At 73.2% G+C, this 21,271-nt stretch carries 19 protein-coding genes; 13 read left to right on the plus strand and 6 right to left on the minus strand.

Translation table 11 applies throughout. The features are described 5' to 3' along the window. Positions 1–5: 5 nt before the first annotated feature. Positions 6–1,238, minus strand: coding sequence for a class I SAM-dependent RNA methyltransferase (locus H576_RS0100840; RefSeq protein WP_029149339.1), 1,233 nt, complete (start codon positions 1,236–1,238; stop codon positions 6–8). A gap of 31 nt (positions 1,239–1,269) precedes the next feature. Between H576_RS0100840 and H576_RS0100845 the strand changes: the two genes are divergently transcribed. From H576_RS0100845 to H576_RS0100860, 4 genes are all read left to right on the plus strand, one after another. Continuing rightward, positions 1,270–1,908, plus strand: a complete 639-nt coding sequence (locus H576_RS0100845; RefSeq protein ID WP_029149340.1) for a Maf family protein — start codon at positions 1,270–1,272, stop codon at positions 1,906–1,908. Positions 1,909–1,987: 79 nt separating this feature from the next. Continuing rightward, a complete protein-coding gene (locus tag H576_RS0100850) occupies positions 1,988–3,754 on the plus strand; it encodes an acetyl/propionyl/methylcrotonyl-CoA carboxylase subunit alpha (RefSeq protein WP_029149341.1) in 1,767 nt (588 codons plus the stop codon). Between the two features lie 120 nt (positions 3,755–3,874). Further along, positions 3,875–4,117: an SRPBCC domain-containing protein gene (locus H576_RS13840; RefSeq protein ID WP_051171972.1), complete on the plus strand. Its 243-nt coding sequence runs from the start codon at positions 3,875–3,877 to the stop codon at positions 4,115–4,117. Then, a complete protein-coding gene (locus tag H576_RS0100860) occupies positions 4,114–4,422 on the plus strand; it encodes an ArsR/SmtB family transcription factor (RefSeq protein ID WP_029149342.1) in 309 nt (102 codons plus the stop codon). The genes H576_RS13840 and H576_RS0100860 overlap by 4 nt, the downstream gene beginning before the upstream one ends. An 80-nt stretch (positions 4,423–4,502) precedes the next feature. Here H576_RS0100860 and H576_RS0100865 read toward each other — a convergent pair whose 3' ends face one another. After that, a complete protein-coding gene (locus H576_RS0100865) occupies positions 4,503–5,927 on the minus strand; it encodes an NAD(P)H-quinone dehydrogenase (RefSeq protein ID WP_156888064.1) in 1,425 nt (474 codons plus the stop codon). A gap of 54 nt (positions 5,928–5,981) precedes the next feature. Here H576_RS0100865 and H576_RS0100870 point away from each other — a divergent pair, with 54 nt between their 5' ends. Together H576_RS0100870 and H576_RS0100875 are read left to right on the plus strand one after the other, a co-directional pair. Then, positions 5,982–6,803: a purine-nucleoside phosphorylase gene (locus H576_RS0100870; RefSeq protein WP_029149344.1), complete on the plus strand. Its 822-nt coding sequence runs from the start codon at positions 5,982–5,984 to the stop codon at positions 6,801–6,803. Next, positions 6,800–8,455 (plus strand): phospho-sugar mutase, encoded by a 1,656-nt coding sequence (locus H576_RS0100875; protein WP_029149345.1) that lies wholly within the window; start codon positions 6,800–6,802, stop codon positions 8,453–8,455. The genes H576_RS0100870 and H576_RS0100875 overlap by 4 nt, the downstream gene beginning before the upstream one ends. Here the strand turns inward: H576_RS0100875 and H576_RS0100880 are convergent, their stop codons facing one another. Further along, positions 8,456–10,345: a BglG family transcription antiterminator gene (locus H576_RS0100880; RefSeq protein WP_051171975.1), complete on the minus strand. Its 1,890-nt coding sequence runs from the start codon at positions 10,343–10,345 to the stop codon at positions 8,456–8,458. Between the two features lie 144 nt (positions 10,346–10,489). On the opposite strand from H576_RS0100880, the gene H576_RS13845 reads away from it, so the two are divergent. From H576_RS13845 to H576_RS0100915, 7 genes are all read left to right on the plus strand, one after another. Continuing rightward, positions 10,490–10,804, plus strand: a complete 315-nt coding sequence (locus H576_RS13845; RefSeq protein WP_036318814.1) for a PTS sugar transporter subunit IIB — start codon at positions 10,490–10,492, stop codon at positions 10,802–10,804. An 11-nt stretch (positions 10,805–10,815) separates the two neighbouring features. Further along, on the plus strand, positions 10,816–11,085 hold the full coding sequence (locus H576_RS0100890) for an HPr family phosphocarrier protein (RefSeq protein ID WP_029149347.1): 270 nt from the start codon (positions 10,816–10,818) through the stop codon (positions 11,083–11,085). 62 nt (positions 11,086–11,147) lie between these two features. Further along, a complete protein-coding gene (gene ptsP / locus H576_RS0100895) occupies positions 11,148–12,734 on the plus strand; it encodes a phosphoenolpyruvate--protein phosphotransferase (protein WP_036318817.1) in 1,587 nt (528 codons plus the stop codon). A gap of 23 nt (positions 12,735–12,757) precedes the next feature. Next, positions 12,758–14,767: a PTS mannitol transporter subunit IICBA gene (locus H576_RS0100900; protein WP_029149349.1), complete on the plus strand. Its 2,010-nt coding sequence runs from the start codon at positions 12,758–12,760 to the stop codon at positions 14,765–14,767. An 11-nt stretch (positions 14,768–14,778) separates the two neighbouring features. Then, positions 14,779–15,921: a mannitol-1-phosphate 5-dehydrogenase gene (locus H576_RS0100905; RefSeq protein ID WP_029149350.1), complete on the plus strand. Its 1,143-nt coding sequence runs from the start codon at positions 14,779–14,781 to the stop codon at positions 15,919–15,921. 93 nt (positions 15,922–16,014) lie between these two features. Beyond that, a complete protein-coding gene (locus H576_RS0100910; protein WP_029149351.1) occupies positions 16,015–16,860 on the plus strand; it encodes a hypothetical protein in 846 nt (281 codons plus the stop codon). Between the two features lie 11 nt (positions 16,861–16,871). Then, the gene (locus H576_RS0100915; RefSeq protein WP_029149352.1) at positions 16,872–18,326 is read left to right on the plus strand and encodes an NAD-dependent succinate-semialdehyde dehydrogenase; all 1,455 of its coding nucleotides are present in this window, start codon (positions 16,872–16,874) and stop codon (positions 18,324–18,326) included. A 106-nt stretch (positions 18,327–18,432) separates the two neighbouring features. Here H576_RS0100915 and H576_RS0100920 read toward each other — a convergent pair whose 3' ends face one another. From H576_RS0100920 to H576_RS0100930, 3 genes are read right to left on the minus strand one after another with little or no spacing between them, the layout of a single operon-like run. Beyond that, the gene (locus tag H576_RS0100920) at positions 18,433–19,566 is read right to left on the minus strand and encodes an adenosine deaminase (protein ID WP_051172071.1); all 1,134 of its coding nucleotides are present in this window, start codon (positions 19,564–19,566) and stop codon (positions 18,433–18,435) included. A 26-nt stretch (positions 19,567–19,592) separates the two neighbouring features. After that, positions 19,593–20,876: a thymidine phosphorylase gene (locus tag H576_RS0100925; RefSeq protein ID WP_029149354.1), complete on the minus strand. Its 1,284-nt coding sequence runs from the start codon at positions 20,874–20,876 to the stop codon at positions 19,593–19,595. After that, positions 20,873–21,271, minus strand: a complete 399-nt coding sequence (locus H576_RS0100930; RefSeq protein WP_029149355.1) for a cytidine deaminase — start codon at positions 21,269–21,271, stop codon at positions 20,873–20,875. The genes H576_RS0100925 and H576_RS0100930 overlap by 4 nt, the downstream gene beginning before the upstream one ends.

Below are 21,271 nucleotides of genomic sequence, written 5' to 3' on the forward strand. Positions count from 1 at the left end.
CAAAACTACCCGCGGCGGAGGACGGCGACGGCCTCGAGGTGGTGGGAGTTCGGGAACAGGTCGAGCGCCCGGAGGTCCGCGAGATCCCAGCCGCGCGCCCGGAACGCGCCGACGTCGCGGGCGAGGGCCACGGGATCGCACGCGACGTAGACGACGGCGCTCGGGCCGAGATCGGCGATGCGCGCGACGACCTGCTCTCCCGCGCCCGAGCGGGGCGGATCGAGGAGCGTCACGCCGCGGCCGAGGCCCGCGCGGCGGTCGTCGGGGATCCGGTCGACGAAGTGCTCGACGCGGGCCGTGACCGCCTCGGCCGAGAGCCCCGTGAGGTTCTCGCGGGCGTGCAGCGTGGCGCGCGGGGCGGACTCGACGGTCGTGACGCGGGATCCGGATCCGTGCGCCGCGAGCGCCGCCGCGAAGAGGCCGACGCCGCCGTAGAGGTCGAGGTGGTGCGCGCCCTCCTGCGGCTCGAGGGTCGCGAGCGCGCCGCGGACCGCGCCGTCGAGCGCGGTCGCCGCGAGGCGGTGCACCTGCCAGAACCCGCCGGCGTCGACGCGGAACGCGCGGTCGCCGACGACCTCGGTCACGACCTCCGGCGTCTGGCGCTTCCCGCGGCGGCGTTCGTCGGGGCGCCGGAGCACGCGCACGTCTCCGTCGTGCGGCTGCACGAGGTCGACGCGGCCCGCCTTCTCGCGACCGAGCGCGAGCGCGGCGGCCTCGAGGCCGCTGGTCGCGAGGGGGTGATCCGCGACCTCGATGACGCTGTGGGTGCGCGCGGCGTACGGCCCCACGCGCCCCGCCTCGTCGACGTGCAGGCCGATGCGGGTGCGCCAGCGGGTCCCGTCGTCCGACTCGTCGCGCCCGGCCGAAGCGACCTCGAAGGGGACGGATCCGCCCGCGAAGCGCTCGAGGGCCTCCGTCAGCACGCGCTGTTTGAGGGCGCGCTGGTGGTCGAGGGCGATGTGGCCGAAGTCGGCGCCGCCCGGGCGCGTCTCGGGGGCGCGGGAGACGTCGGCCTGGCGCCAGACGTGCGGGCGCCGGTGCGGGGACGCGTCGAGCACCTCGACGGTCTCGGCGCGCGCGAACGACTTCTTCACCTGCGTCACGCGCGCCCGCACCCGCTCGCCGGGGAGCGTGTCGGGGACGAACACCACGAGGTCGGTGTCGCCGTGGCGCGCGACCGAGACGCCGCCGTGGGCGATTCCGGTCACGTCGAGATCGATGAGGTCGCCCGTATCCATTCCCCCATCGTCCCAGCAATACGCTGGACGCATGCAGGTCTGCCTCGCCTCAACGTCGCCCGCCCGCCTCGCCCTCATGCGCCAGGCCGGCATCGAGCCCCGGCTCGAGTCGCCGGGCGTCGACGAGGATGCGGCGGTCGCGGCCGTCGAACGGGCGGAGGGTCGCACGCTCCCGCCGGCCGAGCACGTGCAGCTCCTGGCCGCGGCGAAGGCGCGCGACGTCGCGGCGCGGCTCGCCGGCGAGGGCTTCGACGGGCTCGTGATCGGCGGCGACTCGATGTTCGAGCTCGGCGGCGTCCTCTCGGGCAAGCCGCACACGCCCGAGAACGCGACGGCGCGCTGGGAGACGATGCGCGGCCGCACCGGCGTCCTCCACTCCGGCCACACGGTGATCCGGGTCACGGGCGGATCCCTCGCCGAGGCCCACGCCGTCGCCGAGGCACGCGTGACCTTCGCCTCCGACGTCACCGACGCCGAGATCGCGGCGTACGTCGCGACGGGCGAGCCCCTCGAGGTCGCGGGCGCGTTCACGGTCGACAGCCTGGGCGGCCCGTTCATCGAGCGGGTCGACGGCGACCCGTCGACCGTCGTCGGCATGTCGCTCTCGACCGTCAGGCGACTCGCGCGCGAGCTCGGCGCCGAGTGGACGGCCCTCTGGAACCGGATCTGAGGGGATCCCCCACGATCCGCGCCTTTTGTTGTGGAGGTCGCTCAAAAGACGTTCGGATCGGCTGGATAGGCTCGAATCCATGCCGTCTATCCGCAAGGTGCTCATCGCCAACCGTGGCGAGATCGCCGTCCGCGTCATCCGCGCCGCCCGCGACTCCGGGATCTCCTCCGTCGCCGTGTACTCCGACCAGGACCGCGACGCCCGCCACACGAAGCTCGCCGACGAGGCCTACGCGCTGAACGGATCCACGGGCGCCGACACGTACCTCGTCGCCGAGAAGATCCTCTCGGTCGCCCGCCGCTCGGGCGCCGACGCCGTGCACCCCGGCTACGGCTTCCTCGCCGAGAACGCCGACTTCGCGCGCGCCGTGATCGACGCGGGCCTCATCTGGATCGGCCCGAGCCCCGAGGCGATCGACCAGCTCGGCGACAAGGTCACCGCGCGCCACGTCGCCGCGAAGGTCGGCGCCCCCCTCGCCCCCGGCACGCCCGGCCCCGTCGAGACCGCCGACGAGGTCGTCGCGTTCGCCGAGGAGTTCGGCCTGCCCATCGCGATCAAGGCCGCGTACGGCGGCGGCGGGCGCGGCCTCAAGGTCGCCCGCGAGCTCGACGAGGTGACCGAGATGTTCGCGTCGGCGACCCGCGAGGCCGTCGCGTCGTTCGGCCGCGGCGAGTGCTTCGTCGAGAAGTTCCTCGACAAGCCCCGCCACGTCGAGACGCAGTGCCTCGCCGACAGCCACGGCAACATCGTCGTCATCTCGACGCGCGACTGCTCGCTGCAGCGCCGCAACCAGAAGCTCGTCGAGGAGGCGCCCGCGCCGTTCCTGACCGACGAGCAGACGACCGTCCTCTACGAGTCGTCCAAGGCGATCCTCCGCGAGGTCGGCTACGTCGGGGCCGGAACCTGCGAGTTCCTCATCGGCGCCGACGGCACCGTGTCGTTCCTCGAGGTCAACACGCGCCTCCAGGTCGAGCACCCCGTCTCCGAGCAGGTCACCGGAATCGACCTCGTGCGCGAGCAGTTCCGCATCGCCGAGGGCGGCACGATCGACTACAGCGACCCGGTCGCCGAGGGCCACTCGTTCGAGTTCCGGATCAACGGCGAGGACGCCGGCCGCGACTTCATGCCGCAGCCGGGCCCGATCCACCAGTTCAAGGTCCCGGGCGGACCCGGCGTGCGCGTCGACTCGGGCGTCACGACGGGCGACGAGGTCTCGGGCGCCTTCGACTCGATGCTCGCGAAGCTCATCGTCACGGGACACGACCGCGACGAGGCGCTCGCCCGCGCGGCCCGCGCGCTCGACGAGTTCGAGATCGCCGGCCTGCCGACGGTCCTCCCCTTCCACCGCTCGGTCGTGCGCGAGCCGGCGTTCGCGGCGAAGGACGGATCCTTCGGCGTCCACACCCGCTGGATCGAGACCGAGTACGACAACCGGATCCCCGCGTGGGACGGCGAGATGTCGTCGCCCGCCGCCGAGGAGCCCCGCCACAGCGTCGTCGTCGAGGTGAACGGCAAGCGCGTCGAGGTCAGTCTGCCCGACCGGATCACGCGGGCCGCGCCCGCCGCGGGGCGCCCCGCCGCCGCGCCGACCTCCCGCCGTGCCCACGGCTCGTCGGCCGCCACCGGCGCCTCGGGCGACGCGCTCGTCTCCCCCATGCAGGCGACCGTCGTCAAGGTCGAGGTCGAAGAGGGCCAGAAGGTCGTCAAGGGCGACCTCGTCGTCGTCCTCGAGGCGATGAAGATGGAGCAGCCGATGCGCGCGCACAAGGACGGCACCGTCCAGGCGATCGACGCGCCGGTCGGCCAGACGATCTCGTCGGGCCACCGCCTCCTGCAGATCTCCTGATCCGCGCTTCGAGACTCTGACGATCGCGCCGCTCCCGCCCGGAGCCGCGCGATCGTCAGAGTCTCGGCGCTTCGTCAGGGCGTCGGAGTCAGCGCCTGGGATCTGGCCGGCGCCTTCCGCGTGACGGTCGTGGCACTCGACGCGCCCCGACGCGCCGTCTTCACGTGGCGGCCCGACGCCGAATCACCGCCGACGACCGTCGAGTTCGCGATCGCGGAGATCCCCGCGGGCGTGCGGGTGACGGTGCACGAGACCGGATTCGCCGCGTTCGGCGCCGCGCAGCACGCGGCGAACTACGAGGCGAACCGATCCGGGTGGCGTCAGGAGCTCGCGCTCGCGGCGACCGCGCTGGGTTCGGCGTGACCGCGACGCGGATCCACGCCGCGCTCGCCGACGACAACCGCCTGCGGATCCTCGACCGGCTTTCGCGCGGGCCCGCGGGGCCGTCCTCCCTCGCACGCGAGCTCGCGATCACGCGCCAGGGCACGGCGAAGCACCTCGCGGTGCTCGCGGATGCGGGGCTCGTCGAGTCGCGGCGCGCGGGCCGTGAGGTGCAGTACTCCGCGCGGCCCGACGCCCTGCGATCCGCGGGACGGGCGCTCATCGAGGCCGCGGACCGCTGGGACGCTCAGCTCGCCCTCCTCAGGCGGGCGGCCGAGGGATCCTGAGACTCTGACGATGCGGCGAGGGCCGCCGGATCCGGCGGGATCGCCAGAGCGTCAGCGCTTCGTCAGAGTCTCGGCGCGGGTCAGAAGCCGCGCTTGTTGACGCCGTGGAGGGCGCGCGCCGCGTCGTTGATCGACGTCGTGAGCGACGGGTACGCGGTGAAGACGCGCGCCAGCTGGTCGACCGAGAGGCGGCGGTCGACGGCGATCGAGATCGGGTAGATCAGCTCGCTCGCCTTGGGCGAGACGACGACGCCGCCCATGACGGTTCCGGATCCGCGGCGCGAGTAGATCTTCACGAAGCCGTCGGTGACGCCCATCATCTTGGCGCGCGGGTTCGTCGTGATGTCGACCTTCTTCGCCACGACCTCGTCGCCCGAGGTCCATCCCACCGTGGCGATCTCGGGGGTCGTGAAGATGTTCGACGCGATCTTGCGGTCGGTGAACGGGATCGCGGCGTCGCCCATCGCGTGGAAGACGGCGGTGCGGCCGATCATCGACGCGACAGACGCGAGCGGGGTGAGGGTCGTGCAGTCGCCGACGGCGTAGATGTTCGGGACCGAGGTGCGGCCGACGCGGTTGACCACGATGTGGCCCGACTCGCGCATCTGCACGCCGGCCTCCTGCAGGCCGATCTCGGCGGTGTTCGGGATCCCGCCGACGGCCATGAGGCAGTGCGACGCCTCGACGACCGTGCCGTCGGACAGCGTGACCGCGACGCCGTCGCCCGTGTTGACGACCTCGTCCGCGCGCGACTTCGCGAGCAGCGTCATGCCGCCGCGGGTGAAGACCCGCTCGAGCACGGCCGCCGCGTCCTGGTCCTCGCCGGGCAGGACCTGCTCGCGGCTCGAGACGAGGGTGACCTTCGAGCCGAGGTTCATGTACGCCGAGGCGAACTCGGCGCCCGTCACGCCCGACCCGACCACGACGAGGTGCTCGGGGACGGCCGTGAGGTTGTACATCTGCTTCCACGTGAGGATGCGATCGCCGTCGGGCTTCGCGCTCGGCAGCTCGCGCGGCGACGCTCCGACCGACACGATGATCGTGTCGGCGTCGATGCGGTCGAAGTCGGTGCCGTCGGGGCCCGTCGACACGACGACGGCGCTCGAGCCCTCGACGCGGCCGTGGCCCGAGATGATCTTGACCCCGGCCTCGAGCAGCCGCGCGCGGATGTCCTCCGACTGCTGCCCCGCGAGGGCGAGGATCCGCTTGTTGACCGCGTGCAGGTTGATCGCGACCTCGGGCTTGAGGGGCGTGCCGTCGCCGCCCTTCGCGAAGAACTGCACGCCGAGGTCGGTCGCCTCGTCGATCGCGCGGGCCGCGTCGGCCGTCGCGATGAGCGACTTCGAGGGGACGACGTCGGTGAGGACGGCGGATCCGCCGATCCCCGTGTTCTCGACGAGGGTCACGTCGGCGCCGAGGAGCGCGCCCGCGAGCGCCGCCTCGTAGCCGCCGGGCCCCGCTCCGATGATCGCGATGCGCTGCTTCTGGTCGAAGTCGAAGGTCATAGTGCTCATTCTCCCCTATCCAGGTGAACGCACAGAGCGCCTATCGTGGGACCCATGACGCACCCGCTCGACCAGCCCGCCGATCCCTTCGACGTCGCCCGCCAGGCGGCAGACGACATCGCCCGCCTCACCGGCGTCGCCCACCACGACATCGCCGTGACCCTGGGCAGCGGCTGGGGCGCCGCCGCCGACCTCATCGGCGAGACGGTCGCGACGATCCCCGCTACCGAGGTGACGGGCTTCTCGAAGCCCGCGCTCGAGGGCCACGTCGGCACCCTGCGCAGCGTGCGCACGCCGGCCGGATCGCACGTCCTCGTCATCGGGGCGCGCACCCACTACTACGAGGGCCACGGCACGCGCCGCGTCGCCCACAGCGTGCGGACCGCCGCGGCGACGGGCGCGACCGTCATGGTCCTGACGAACGGCGCGGGCGGCATCAAGGACTCGTGGCAGCCGGGGCAGCCCGTCCTCATCAGCGACCACATCAACCTGACGGGCGACACGCCGCTCGAGGGCGCCACGTTCATCGACATGACCGACCTCTACTCGGCCCGCCTGCGCGAGATCGCGCGCGAGGTCGACCCGACGCTCGACGAGGGCGTGTACTGCCAGTTCCGCGGCCCGCAGTACGAGACGCCCGCCGAGGTGCAGATGGCGAAGACGATCGGCGGCCACATCGTCGGCATGTCGACGGCGCTCGAGGCGATCGCCGCGCGCCAGGCCGGTATGGAGGTCCTGGGCTTCTCGCTCATCACGAACCTGGCGGCGGGCATCTCGCCGACGGCGCTGAGCCACCAGGAGGTCATCGACGCGGGCCGCGAGGCCGAGGGGCGGATCTCGCAGCTGCTCGCGCACGTGATCGGGCGCATCGCATGACGCTCCTCGACGACGCGCGCGCCTGGGCGGCGCAGGATCCCGACATCGAGACGCAGGTCGAGCTCGAGGCGCTCATCATCGGCGCCGAGAAGAGCGAGCCGGCGGCCGTCGCCGAGCTCGAGGCGCGCTTCGCGGGCCGCCTGCAGTTCGGAACAGCGGGCCTCCGCGGCGAGCTCGGCGCGGGTCCCATGCGGATGAACCGCGTCCTCGTGTCGCAGGCCGCGGCCGGCCTCTCGGCGTACCTGCTCGAGAAGGCCGGCGACGACGAGACGCCGTCCGTCGTCATCGGGTACGACGGACGGAAGAACTCCGACGTCTTCGCGCGCGACTCCGCCGGCATCTTCGAGGGCGCCGGCGTGCGCGCCGTGCTGCTCCCCCGCATGCTGCCGACCCCCGTCCTGGCGTTCGCGGTGCGGCACTTCGGCGCCTCGGCCGGCGTCATGGTCACGGCGAGCCACAACCCGCCGCGCGACAACGGCTACAAGGTCTACCTCGGCGGGGAGGACGGCGGATCCCAGATCGTCGCCCCCGCCGACGCCGAGATCGCGGCGCACATCGACCGGGTCGCCGCCGCGGGCCCGATCAGCGCGCTGCCGCTCGACGGGACCTTCGAGATCGCGGGCGAGGAGGTGGTCGAGGCCTACGTCGCGGCGACCGCCGAGGTCGCCCCCGCTCCCGCGTCGGCCGCGGGCATGACGTGGGCCTACACGGCGATGCACGGCGTCGGGTGGGAGACGCTGCGCTCCGTCGCCGAGAGCGCCGGCTATCCCCTGCCCGCCGTCGTCCCGGCGCAGGTCGAGCCCGACGGCGCGTTCCCGACCGTCGCGTTCCCGAACCCCGAGGAGCCGGGCGCGATGGACCTCGCGTTCGAGACCGCCGAGGCCGCGGGCGCCGAGTTCGTCATCGCGAACGACCCCGACGCCGACCGCGTCGCCGTGGGGATCCCCGCCGACGACGGCTGGCGCCGGCTGACCGGCAACGAGATCGGACTGCTGCTCGGGCGCCGCGCGGCGCAGTCCGCACGCCCCGGCGACGCCCTCGCGTGCTCGCTCGTCTCCTCCCCCGGCCTCGGCGCCATCGCCGCGAAGCACGGGCTCGACTGGCACGAGACGCTCACGGGCTTCAAGTGGATCTCGCGCGCGCCCGGCATCGTGTTCGGGTTCGAGGAGGCCCTCGGCTACCTCGTCAACCCCGAGACGGTGCGCGACAAGGACGGCATCTCGGCCGCCGTCGCGATCCTGGGCCTCGCGGCCGAGGCCCGCGGGCGCGGCGCGACGATCGCCGACCTGCTCGCCGAGCTGGCCGACGAGATCGGCCACTACGCGAGCGCCCAGGTGTCGGTGCGCGTCGAGGACCTCGGGATCATCGCCCGCACGATGCAGTCGCTGCGCGACGAGCCGCCCGCCGCGTTCGGCGACCTGGCGATCGAGCGCGCCGACGACCTGCTGCAGGCTCCCGCGGGGCAGCCGCACGGCGACGTCCTGCGCTACGTGCTCGCGGGCGGGTCCCGTGCGATCTTCCGCCCGAGCGGCACCGAGCCGAAGCTCAAGGTCTACCTCGACGTCGCCGCCGATTCCGCCGAGTCGGCGGCCGGGCGGATCGCCGGCCTCGAGGCGTCTGTGCGGGAGCTGCTGGCGAGCCGCGGGGCCTGATCACCCGTCGATGAGGGCCGCGAGCTCCGTCAGGAACGACGGGAGGTCGCGGCCCTTCCTCGCGAGCCGCCGCGCGTTCTCGGGGCTCGCGAAGACGTCGACGAACTGCTCGAACACCGCCTGGAACGAAGCGCGATCGGCCTCGCTGAAGGCCGCGAACGCGACGACCTGCACCCGCTCGGGCCCCCACGGGATCGCCTGCTCGCTCACCGCGAGGGCGATCGCCGTCCGCGTCGCCGACATCGTCAGGGCATGAGGCACCGCGAGGCTCTCCGTGAACGCCGTGGATGAGAGCTGCTCGCGCTCGATCGCGCTCTCGACGTAGGCCTCGTCGATCACGCCGTCGGCGACGAGCGGGGCCGCGAGGCGGCGGATCAGCTCGTCTTGTGGCGTCGCCGGGTCGACGTCGACGAGGAACGCGCCGGGAGCGAACCAGCGCGCGAACTCGGCGCGCAGCCCCGCGAGGCGCCGCTGCCTGCGCACGCGCCCCGCCGCATCGGCGACGGCCGCGATGTCGCGATCGGTCGGGAACGGCGGGATCTGCACGACGCGATCGAGCGGAGCGCCGGCGGGCGGCTCGACGGTCGCGATCACGAGGTCGGACTCGATCCCGCCCCAGTCGGGCGCGGCGCCCGTCACGGTCGCGACGACGTCGATGTCGTGCCCGAGCGAGGCCTCGATCGCCTCGCGCAGGCGCGCGCGGGGCTGCTCGAACGCTCCGGGCCACACGATCGTCGCGGTGAGCCGCGCCGACGCCGCGCGGGCTGGGGCGATCGCTCCCCCGAGGTGCATCGCGATGTTCGCGATCTCGTCGTCGGGGATCGTGAGCCCGAGCGCCGACGACAGGACCCCCGAGACCGCGACCGACATCTCGAAGAGCAGCGGAGAGGCCGACTTGAGCGAACGGGTCATGGGGTTGCGCGACCACACCTGCTCGCGGGATCGGTCGGCGAGATTCTGCACGTGCACCGCGAGGCGCTCCTCGAAAGCAGGGTCGTCGAGCGCCACGCGGTAGGTCGCGGAGGCGCGCGAGAGCGCCGTCCGGACGGCGGCGCGCACGACGGGGTCCGCGCCGGCGCTCCCTCCCGCCGAGCCGTCGACCGCCAGGAGCGCGAGCGCCGCGAGGTGGCGGCGGTCGCCCGACCCCCAGACGACCCCGAGGTGCGCCCTCCCCACGGCGTCGAGCGCGGCGCCGACCCGCTCGACCTGCGGATCGGCCTCGCCCTCGCCCTCGAGCGCGTAGCCGCGGCGCACGCGCTCGGCGGCGATCGCGATGTGCAGGACGACGTCGGCGATCGCGAGCTCGTCGACGGATCCCTCCCGGCGGAGCTCCTCCACGAGGTCCTCGTGCATCGCGTCGAACGCGCCGGCGGGGATCCGCATGCTCTCGGCCGCGCGGCTCATGATCCCGGGGTCGAAGCCCGCGTCGCTCATCTCGTCGTGCACGATCGTCGAGACGAGGCGACGGCGGGCGAGTTCGGATCCCTCGAGCCGTACGACCTCGCCCGCGCGCTCGAAGCGCAGGTCCGATCGCGTCAGGAGCCCGCGCACGCGCCGCAGGTCGCCCTCGATCGTGCTCTCGCTCACGTGCAGTGCCTCGGCGGCCGCGTAGACGCTCAGCCCCTCGCGGGCGTCGAGCAGCATGCGCACGAGCCCGCGGAGCCGTTCGCGCGGCGTGCCGCGATCGGGCTCGAGATCGTCGCGCGTCAGCCCCGACGCGGCGGGCGTCGCGCGGTACCCCTGCGGGCCCGACTCGATCGCGTCGCCCGACGCGGCCTGCGCGTTGATCGCCGTGACGTACGAGCGGACGCTGCGCGGCGTGACGCCGAGCTGGTCGGCGAGGAAGCCCGCCGTGACCCAGGATCCGCGGCGCATCAGGATGGCCAGCATCTGTGCCTGCCGCGCCCTCGCCATGCCTGCCAGTCTCCGGCATGCGGGCGCCCGCGACAACTTTCCGCCCCCTCCGGAAGCGACCCTCGTTGTGCGCGCGGCCGGGAGAGAGAAGCATGAGGGCGAATAGGAGTTGTGGGATCGATGAGGATCAGTGTGGTCTGCGGTGCCGGCGCCTCGAGCACGTTCGTCGCGTCGCGCCTTCAGCGCGCCTCCGCGGCGGCGGGGACGCCCTTCGAGGCGCGCGCGTCCGCCCTCTCCGCCGTCGACCCCGCCGCCGACGCGATCCTGCTCGGCGCCCACCTCGCACCGGAGGAGGGCCGCGTCCGCGCGGCCGCCCCCGGCGTGCCCCTCGCCGTGCTGCCCGCCGACATCGCCGCCGACCGGGACGGCACGCGCGCGCTCGCCATCGTTCGGGAACTGATCACGGGGCCCGCGGCCGCGGGTCCCACCCTCTGAAAGGACACATCATGGCCACTCGCACCGTCACCATCGCCGCATCGCACGGGCTCCACGCCCGCCCCGCGAAGCTCTTCGCGCAGGCCGCGAAGGAGTCGGGCCTCGACGTCACCGTCGCGAAGGAGGGCGGCTCGCCCGTCAACGCCGCGTCGATCCTCGGCGTCATCGCCCTCGGCGCGAACACGGGCGACGTCGTGACCCTCGAGGCGACGGGCGACGGCGCCGACGCGGCGCTCGACGCGCTCGCGGCTCTGCTCGAGACCGACTCCGACCAGGCCTGATCGTGACCGAGATCACGGGGGTCGGAATCGGCCGGGGCGTCGCCCAGGGCCCCGTCGCCCACATGGCGCCTCCCCTCGAGGCGCCGTCCGACGCGCCGAGCGCCCTGCCCGCCGCCGAGGAGAAGGCCCGCGTGACCGAAGCGGTCGCCGCCGTCGCCGCCGAGCTCAACGCGCGCGGCGAGAAGGCGGGCGGATCCGCCCAGGACGTCCTCGAGGCGCAGGCGATGATGGCCGAGGATCCGACGCTCGAGGAGTCGGTCGGCGCGAAGATCGACGCCGGCGCGACCGCCGAGCACGCCGTGCACACGGCCTTCGCCGAGTTCGCCGAGCAGCTCGCCGCGATCGGCGGCTACCTCGGCGAGCGCGCCGCCGATCTCGGCGACGTCGCCCAGCGCGTCATCGCGCACCTGCGCGGCGTCGCGGCGCCCGGCGTCCCGGATCCGGGCCACCCGTTCGTCCTCGTCGCGACCGACCTCGCGCCCGCCGACACCGCGCTCCTCGACCTCGACCAGGTCCTCGCCGTCGTGACGACCGAGGGCGGCCCCACCTCGCACACGGCGATCCTCGCGCGCGAGAAGGGGATCGTCGCGGTCGTCGGCACGGGATCCGCCGACCTCGCCGACGGCCAGACGGTCATCGTCGACGCCGCGGACGGCGTCGTCGTCGCCGACCCCACGGACGAGCAGCTCGCCGCGGCCGCAGAGCGCGCGGAGGCCAGGAAGGCCGCCGCGGCCGCGCCGATCACGCCCGGCGCGCTGGCCGACGGCACCGAGATCCCGCTCCTCGCGAACCTCGGCAGCCCCGAGGGGGCGGCCGACGCCGTCGCGCTCGGCGCCGAGGGCGTGGGCCTGTTCCGCACGGAGTTCCTGTTCCTCTCGTCGGAGGAGGCGCCCTCCGTCGAGAGCCAGAAGGCGAGCTACGCGAAGCTCCTCGCCGCGTTCCCCGGCAGGAAGGTCGTCGTGCGCGTGCTCGACGCGGGAGCCGACAAGCCCCTCCCCTTCCTGACCGACGAGGGCGAGGAGAACCCGGCCCTCGGGCGCCGCGGGATCCGCGCGCTCCGCAACCGCGAGAACGTGCTCCGCGACCAGCTCACGGCGCTCGCGCAGGCCGACGCCGAGTCCGACGCCGACCTCTGGGTCATGGCGCCCATGGTCGCGACGGTCGAGGAGACCGCGTACTTCACGGCGCTCGCGAAGGAGCTCGGGCTCCGCACGACGGGCGTCATGGTCGAGGTCCCCGCGGCCGCGATCCTCGCGGACCGGGTCCTCCAGGTCGCCGACTTCGCGTCGATCGGCACGAACGACCTCGTGCAGTACACGATGGCCGCCGACCGCCTGCTCGGGACCGTCGCGAACCTGCAGTCGCCCTGGCACCCCGCCGCGCTCCGGCTCATCCAGATGGTCGGCGAGGGCGGATCCGCGAACGGCAAGCCCGTCGGCGTGTGCGGCGAGGCCGCGGCCGACCCGCTCCTCGCCGTCGTCCTCGCGGGCCTCGGCGTCACGAGCCTGTCCATGTCCCCGTCCGCGCTCGCCGACGTGCGCGCCGAGCTGAAGCTCCACACGGCCGACGACGCGCGCCGCATGGCCGAGGCCGCCCTGGCGGCGTCCGACGCGGCCGGCGCCCAGGCCGCTGCCCGCTCCGCGGCCTGATCACCACCCTGAAGAAAGCACAGATGATGTCCTCCACCACCACCTCGGCGAAGACGCCGGGCGGCCTGCGCGTCGGGATCCAGAAGGTCGGATCCTTCATGTCGGGCATGGTCATGCCCAACATCCCCGCGCTCATCGCCTGGGGCCTGTTCACGGCCCTGTTCATCGCCGACGGCTGGCTGCCCAACGAGCAGCTCGCGTCCGTCGGCGGCCCGATGATCCACTACCTCCTGCCGCTCCTCATCGCCTACACGGGCGGCTTCATGATCCACGACAAGCGCGGCGGCGTCGTGGGCGCGATCGCGACCGTCGGCGCGATCGCGGGCAGCGACCTGCTCATCGCCGTCCAGAACGCCGATCTGCCCGCCGACAACCAGATCGGCCAGATCCACATGTTCATCGGCGCCATGATCATGGGCCCGCTCGCGGCCTGGATCATGAAGAAGCTCGACGGGCTGTGGGACGGCAGGATCAAGGCCGGCTTCGAGATGCTCGTGAACATGTTCTCGGCGGGGATCTTCGGGTTCCTCGCCGCGATCTTCTCGTTCTACGTGCTCGCGCCCGTCGTCAACTGGATCATGGCGGTCCTCGGCGAGGCCGTGGGCTGGCTCGTGAACCACTCGCTCCTCCCGCTCACGAGCATCATCATCGAACCCGCGAAGGTGTTCTTCCTCAACAACGCGATCAACCACGGCGTCCTCACGCCGCTCGGGACCGCCGAGGTGGCGGAGCACGGCAAGTCGATCCTGTTCCTCCTCGAGGCGAACCCGGGCGTCGGCCTGGGCGTCCTCCTGGCGTTCACGTTCTTCGGCACGGGCGCCGCGAAGGGCTCGGCGCCCGGCGCCGCGATCATCCACTTCTTCGGCGGCATCCACGAGGTGTACTTCCCGTACGTCCTCATGAAGCCCGCCCTGATCATCGCCGTCATCCTCGGCGGGATGTCGGGCGTCGCGACGAACCAGCTGTTCGGCGACGGCCTCGTCGGCCCGGCGTCGCCGGGGTCGATCATCGCCGTGCTCGGCATGACCTTCCGCACCGACTACCTCGGGGTCATCCTCTCGGTCGTCATCTCGGCCGCGGTGACCTTCGTCATCGCCGCGATCATCCTGCGCGCGAGCCGGAAGAAGGACCTCGAGAAGGAGGACCAGTTCTCGGCCGCCGTCGCGAAGACGCAGGCCGCGAAGGGCAAGCAGTCGGCCTTCCTCGCGAACCTCGCCGACGCCCCCGCCGCCGCGACGAAGACGATCCAGAAGGTCGTCTTCGCGTGCGACGCGGGCATGGGATCCTCGGCGATGGGCGCGAGCGTGCTCCGCAAGAAGTTCAAGGACGCGGGCCTCACGGGCCTCGACGTGACGAACAAGTCGATCGCGAACCTCGACGGCACGGCCGACCTCGTCGTGACGCAGCAGCAGCTCACCGACAGGGCGCGCCAGAACGAGCCGTCGGCGATGCACGTCTCGGTCGACGCGTTCATGAACGCGCCCGAGTACGACGAGATCGTCGAGCTGCTCAGGCGCCAGCAGTCGGGCGAGGAGCCCGCCGCCGCGCCCGAGCCCGCCGCGCAGGCCGAGCCCGCCGCGGAGCCGGCCCCCGCGTCCGGCGACGTCCTGCGGCCCGAGTACGTCCGGATCCACGCGGGATCCGTCACGCGCGACGACGCCCTGCGCGAGGCCGCGGGGATCCTCCAGCAGGCCGGCGCCGTGACGGGCGACTACTTCGAGGCGATGAAGGCCCGCGAGGAGACCGTGTCGACCTTCATGGGCAACGGCCTCGCGATCCCCCACGGCACCGACGCCGCCAAGGACGCGGTCCTCGGATCCGCCCTGTCGGTCGTCCGCTACGACGGCGGCGTCGACTGGGGCGACGGCGACACGGCGACCTTCGTCGTCGGAATCGCCGGCAAGGGCGGCGCGCACCTCGAGATCCTCTCGAGCGTCGCCGTCCAGTTCGGCGACGACGACGCCGTCGCGAAGCTCACCGCAGCCGCGACGCCCGAGGAGCTCTACGCGCTCCTCGCCGACGGCATCAACTGAAAGGGATCCCCATGAAGGCAGTTCACTTCGGGGCCGGGAACATCGGCCGCGGATTCGTCGGAATGCTCCTCGCGGAGGGCGGCTACGACATCGTGTTCAGCGACGTCGCCGCGCCCCTCGTCGCCGCGATCAACGCGGCCGACGCCTACACGGTGCACGAGGTCGGCGAGGGCGGGCGCGACCGCGTCGTCACGGGCTTCCGTGCGGTCGACAGCGCCGAGGATCCGGCCGGGGTGGCGCGCGAGGTCGCGACGGCCGACGTCGTCACCTGCGCCGTCGGCCCGACGGTCCTGCGGTTCATCGCGCCGCACGTGCTCGCGGGGCTCCGCGAGCGGGCGGCGGACGCCGCGCCCGTGCAGGTCATGGCCTGCGAGAACGCGATCGGGGCGACCGATCAGCTGCGCGCGCACATCGAGGAGCTCGCGGGCGACGAGTGGGCGGCCCTCGCGCCGCGCGCCGTCTTCGCGAACACCGCCGTCGACCGCATCGTGCCCGGCCAGCCCGAGGGCGCCGGCATCGACGTCACGGTCGAGCCCTTCTTCGAGTGGGCCATCGAGGCCCGCCCGTTCGGGGCCGACCGCCCGTCCATCCCGGGCGCGCACTTCGTCGACGACCTCGCCCCGTACATCGAGCGCAAGCTGTTCACGGTGAACACGGGCCACGCCACGGCCGCGTACCTGGGCGCCGCGCGCCGCATCGAGCGGATCGCCGACGCGCTCGCCGACGAGACGGTCGCCGCGGGCGTCGCCTCGGCGCTCGAGGAGACGAGCGCGCTGCTCGCCGCCAAGCACGGCTTCCCGGCCGAGGAGCTCGCGGAGTACCGTGCGACGATCCTCGGCCGCTTCCGCAATCCGCACCTGCCCGACACCGTCCAGCGGGTCGGGCGCCAGCCCCTGCGCAAGCTCTCACGCCACGAGCGCTTCGTCGGCCCCGCCGCAGAGGCCGCCGAGCGCGGGCTGCCGACGACGGCCCTCGTCGCCGCGATGGGCGCCGCCCTCGCGTTCGACAACCCCGAGGATCCCCAGTCGGTCGAGCTGCACGAGAAGCTCGCCGCGCTCACCGCCTCGGAGTTCGCCGCCGAGGTGACAGGTCTCGAGAAGGGCCACCCGCTCTTCTCGGACATCGTGGAGGTCGTGGCCGCCGCACAGGCCTGACCCCCACGCCTTCCGCAGGCCCCTCCCCTGTCCCCGGACAAGGGAGGGGCCTTCCCCCGTGTGCGCCGCGGATCCACCTGACACAATCGAGGCATGAGCTCCTCCGACGACCAGCCGACGGTGCCCCTGCCGGATCCCGACCGCCAGCCGACCGAGGCCTACCCGCGGCCGACGGAGCCGTATCCCGCGGCCGCGGTCCCGCCCCTTCCGCCGCAGCGCGTCGTCCCGACGCAGCCGGCGCAGCGTCCGCGGCCGGGCGCCGGCCTGGCGACGACCGCCCTGATCCTCGCGATCGCGGGATTCGTCTTCGCCCTCCTGGGCTTCGCCTCGGGCATCGCGATGGCCCTCGGGTACCTCTCGTTCCTCGCGTGGCCCCTCTTCGTCACCGCGATCGTGCTCGCGATCATCGCGCTCGTGCGCCGCGCGCGCGGCACGGGCATGAGCATCGCGGCCCTCGCCGTCTCGGTCGTCGGCGGGATCGTCGGGGTGTTCTCGGTGTTCGTCGTCCTCATCGCGGGCATCGCCGGCGTCGCGCAGGAGTTCGGCGAGGACCTCGACGGGCTCCTCCCCTCCGAGTCGCCGTCGGACGGCTGGCCGTTCGAGGAGCCGACCCCCGAGGGCGGGTCGACGCCCGCCCCCGAGTCGACGCCCGAGGCCGGCGGGTCGAGCGACGCCGCGGTGCAGGCCGACTGCGCGACGCTCATCGCGGAGCCGCAGCCCGACACGGGCGACGCCGCGGCGGTCGAGGCGTACTTCGACGACCTCGCGGCCCAGATGCAGACCGAGGAGGTCGCGGGTCCGCTCGAGGACATCGCCGACGTCATCGAGAGCGTGTACGACCTCGACGACCCGACGGCGGCGGCCGACGCGATCGTGCAGGTGCAGGCCGCGGGCCAGCAGCTCGCCGCGAGCTGCGGCTTCGAGATCCCGACCTTCTGAGCGAGGCGCGCATGACCGCGGAATCCGATCTCCTGTCCTCCGTCCCCACGGGACTCCGCATCGGCGGCGCGTGGGTGGCGACCGATGCGACGTTCGCGGTGCGCGACCCCGCGACGGACGCGGTCATCGCGCAGGTCGCCGACGCCACGGCCGAGCACGCGACGCGCGCGCTCGACGCGGCCGTCGCCGCGCAGGACGCGTGGGCCGCGACCCCCCCGCGCACGCGATCCGACATCCTCCGCCGCGCGTGGGAGATCGTCCAGGAGCGCGCGGAGGAGATCGCCCTCCTCATGACGCTCGAGATGGGCAAGCCGCTCGCCGAGTCGCGCGGAGAGGTCGCGTACGGCGGCGAGTTCCTCCGCTGGTTCAGCGAGGAGGCGGTCCGGATCTCGGGGCGCTACGGCGCCGTGCCCGAGGGCACGGGGCGCATGATCGTGTCGCAGCGCCCCGTCGGCCCCGCGTTCCTCATCACGCCGTGGAACTTCCCCCTCGCGATGGCGACGCGGAAGATCGCGCCGGCGCTCGCGGCCGGCTGCACCGTCGTCGTGAAGCCCGCGCAGCTCGCGCCCCTGACGACCTTGCTCCTCACGCAGATCCTCGTCGACGCGGGCGTTCCGGACGGCGTCGTGAACGTCGTCACCTCGTCGTCGTCGCGACGCGTATCCGAGCCGATCATCGCGGATCCGCGGCTGCGCAAGCTGTCCTTCACGGGGTCGACGCCGGTCGGGCGCCAGCTCATGAAGCAGGCCGCCGACGGCGTCCTCCGGGTGTCGATGGAGCTCGGGGGCAACGCGCCCTTCGTCGTCTTCGGCGACGCCGACCTCGACGCAGCCGTCGAGGGGGCGCTCGCGGCGAAGTTCCGCAACATCGGGCAGGCGTGCACCGCCGCGAACCGCTTCATCGTGCACTCCTCCGTCGCCCCCGAGTTCGCCCGGCGCGTGACGGAGGCCGTGCGCGCGATGCGGATCGGCCGTGGCACGGAGGACGGCGTCGCGATCGGGCCGCTCATCGACGGCGACGCCGTCGCGAAGGCGAGGGATCTCGTCGCCGACGCCGCCGGTCGCGGGGCGCGGATCCTCGCGGGCGGCTCCCCCGTCGACCGGCCGGGCACCTTCTTCGAGCCCACGGTGCTCGCGGGCGTGACGAGCGCGGCCGAGATCTGGCGCGAGGAGATCTTCGGGCCCGTGCTCGCGATCGCCGAGTTCGACACCGAGGACGAGGCCGTGCGGCTCGCCAACGACACCGAGTACGGCCTCGTGTCCTACGTATTCACGCAGGACCTCGCCCGCGGGCACCGCATGATCGATCGGCTCGAGACCGGCATGATGGGCCTCAACGCGGGCGTCGTCTCCAACGCCGCCGCACCGTTCGGCGGGGTCAGGCAGTCGGGCGTCGGCCGCGAGGGCGGCGCCGAGGGCATCCACGAGTACCTCGAGACGAAGTACACGCTGCTGCCCTCGTCCTGACGATCCGCCCACCGGCCGGTGCTTCGATGCCCGGCAGGCCCTCGCGAGGACATCTTCCCGCCTCTCGGACATCCAATCGGATGTCCATCAGGCGGGAAGATGTCCTTCAGCGGTCGAAGCCCTCCGTGATGAGGTCGATCAGCTCCTCGCGCTGCTCGATCGGCAGGAAGGTCGCCGCCGCGGCGTTGAGCTGGAACTGCTCGACGTCCTCGAGGTCGTAGTCGAACGCCTCGGCGAGCAGCGACAGCTCGCGCGTGATCGTCGTGCGGCTCATGAGCCGGTTGTCGGTGTTGACCGTGACGCAGAACCCCAGCTGGTAGAGCAGGTCGAAGGGGTGATCCTCGAGGCTGTCGCCCCACGCCTCGATCGCGCCCGTGCCGAGATTCGACGACGGCGAGAGCTCGAGGGCGATCTCGCGATCGCGCACCCAGCGGGCGAGGTCGCCGAAGCGCACGCGCACCTCGTCGCCCTCGGTCTCGATGACCTCGAGGTCCTCGGCGATCCTGACGCCGTGCCCGAGGCGCAGCGCGCGCCCGTCGAGCAGGGCCCCGCGGATCGAGTCGAGGCCGGCCGCCTCGCCCGCGTGCAGCGTGACGGGGAAGAACTCGCGCGCGAGCAGGTCGAGCGCGGGCTGGTGGCGCGACGCCGGGAAGCCGTCCTCGGGGCCCGCGAGGTCGAACGCGACCACGCCGTCGTCCCGGAAGCGCAGAGCGAGCTCGGCGATCTCGAGCGAGCGGTCGGCCTGGCGCATGGCGGAGAGGATCTGCGCGACGTGGATCGCGTGGCCGTTCTCGTCGGCCGCGTCCTCGCCCTCCTCGAGCCCGTCCTGCACGGCCTGGACGGCCTCGTCGAGCGTCAGCCCCTGCGCCTGGTGCTGCTCGGGCGCCCAGCGGACCTCGGCGTAGATCACCCCGTCGTTCGCGAGGTCCTCGACGAACTCGCGCGCGATCCGCGTGAGGTTCTCGGCCGTCTGCATGACGGCGATCGTCAGGTCGAAGGTCTTGATGTAGTCAACGAGCGAGCCGGAGTCGGCCTGATCGGCGAACCACTCGCAGAGCGACCGCGCGTCTGACGTCGGCAGTTCGATCCCGGCCTCGTTCGCGAGCTCGAAGACCGTCGCGGCGCGCACGCCGCCGTCGAGGTGGTCGTGGAGCGACACCTTGGGGAGGCTGCGCACGGGGACGCCCTCGATCTGGGCCTCCGACCGGCTGGGACGATGGGAACGGGGCGGGCGCGACATGCGGTTCTCCTTGCGCTGGTGCGGGGTCATGCGGTGATGCGCTCGCGCACGATCGGGGCGCTCTCGGGAGCAGTATCGCCGATCTCGATCGCACCCGCCAGGGCCTCGAGGCCGCGGTCGAACAGCGCGGGATCGTCGGCGCTCATCGTGAGGATCGCGTCGCCCGCGCGCACGCGAGCGCCGGGCTTGACGGCGAGGTCGATGCCCGCCGCGTGGACGACGGGGTCCTCGGCCCGTGCGCGGCCGGCGCCGAGTCGCCACGCGGCGATGCCGACGCCGAACGCGTCCATCGTCGTGACGTACCCGTCGCGCTCGGCGCGCACCACGTGGGTTTCGCGCGCCGTCGGAAGCGCGGCGTCGGGATCGCCGTCCTGGGCGCGGATCATGCGGCGCCAGGCGTCCATCGCGCGGCCGTCGGCGAGCGCGTCGGCGGGATCCTCGTCGACGCCGGCGGCCCGGAGCATCTCGCGCGCGAGGGCGAGCGTCAGCTCGACGACGTCCGACGGGCCGCCGCCCGCGAGCACCTCGACCGACTCGCGGACCTCGTTGGCGTTGCCGATCGCGAGACCGAGCGGCGTCGTCATGTCGGTGAGGAGCGCCGTCGTGGCGACCCCCGAGTCGGTGCCGAGCTCGACCATCGTGCGCGCGAGCTCGCGTGCACGGTCGATGTCCTTCATGAAGGCGCCGGAGCCGAACTTCACGTCGAGCACGAGCGAGGCGGTGCCCTCGGCGATCTTCTTCGACATGATGCTCGACGCGATGAGCGGGATGGCCTCGACCGTTCCCGTCACGTCGCGCAGGGCGTAGAGCTTCTTATCGGCGGGGGCGAGGCCGGATCCGGCGGCGCACACGACCGCCCCGACGTCGCGCAGCTGCGCGAGCATCTCATCGTTCGAGAGCGCGGCGCGCCAGCCCGGGATCGACTCGAGCTTGTCGAGCGTCCCTCCCGTGTGCCCGAGGCCGCGGCCCGAGAGCTGCGGGACGGCGACGCCGTACGCGGCGACGAGCGGCGCGAGGGGCAGCGTGATCTTGTCGCCCACTCCCCCCGTCGAGTGCTTGTCGGCCGTGACCTTGCCGAGGCCGTCGAAGCTCATGCGCTCGCCCGAGGCGATCATCGCGTCGGTCAGGACGCGGATCTCGTCGCGCTCCATGCCGTTGAGCAGGACCGCCATCGTGAAGGCCGACATCTGGGCGTCGGCGACGTAGCCGCGCGTGTACGCGTCGACGAGCCAGCGGAGCTTCGCCTCGGGCACCGCGCCGCCGTCGCGCTTCGTGCGGATGACGTCGACGGCGTCGAACGGCTCGCTCATCGCACCTGCTCCAGGTCGCGGGGGCCGAAGGCATCGGGCAGGACCTCGTCGATCGTGCGCACGCCCGACACCGTCTCGAGCAGCATGCCGGGCGCCGCGTGCTCGAACAGCAGCTGGCGGCAGCGGCCGCACGGCATGATCGTCTCGCCGTCCTTGTTGACGCAGAGGAAGGCGACGAGCTGCCCGCCGCCCGAGTACACGAGGTCCGAGACCAGGCCGCACTCCGCGCACAGCGTGACGCCGTAGCCCGCGTTCTCGACGTTGCACCCGGCGACGACGCGGCCGTCGGTCGCGAGGGCGGCGGCGCCGACCGGATAGTGCGAGTACGGGACGTAGGCCCGCGTCGTCGCCTCGATGGCGACCCGGCGCAGCGCGTCCCAGTCGATGTCCGTCAC

Origin of the sequence: Microbacterium indicum DSM 19969, from assembly GCF_000422385.1 — a bacterium.
GTDB classification, from domain to species: Bacteria; Actinomycetota; Actinomycetes; order Actinomycetales; family Microbacteriaceae; genus Microbacterium; species Microbacterium indicum.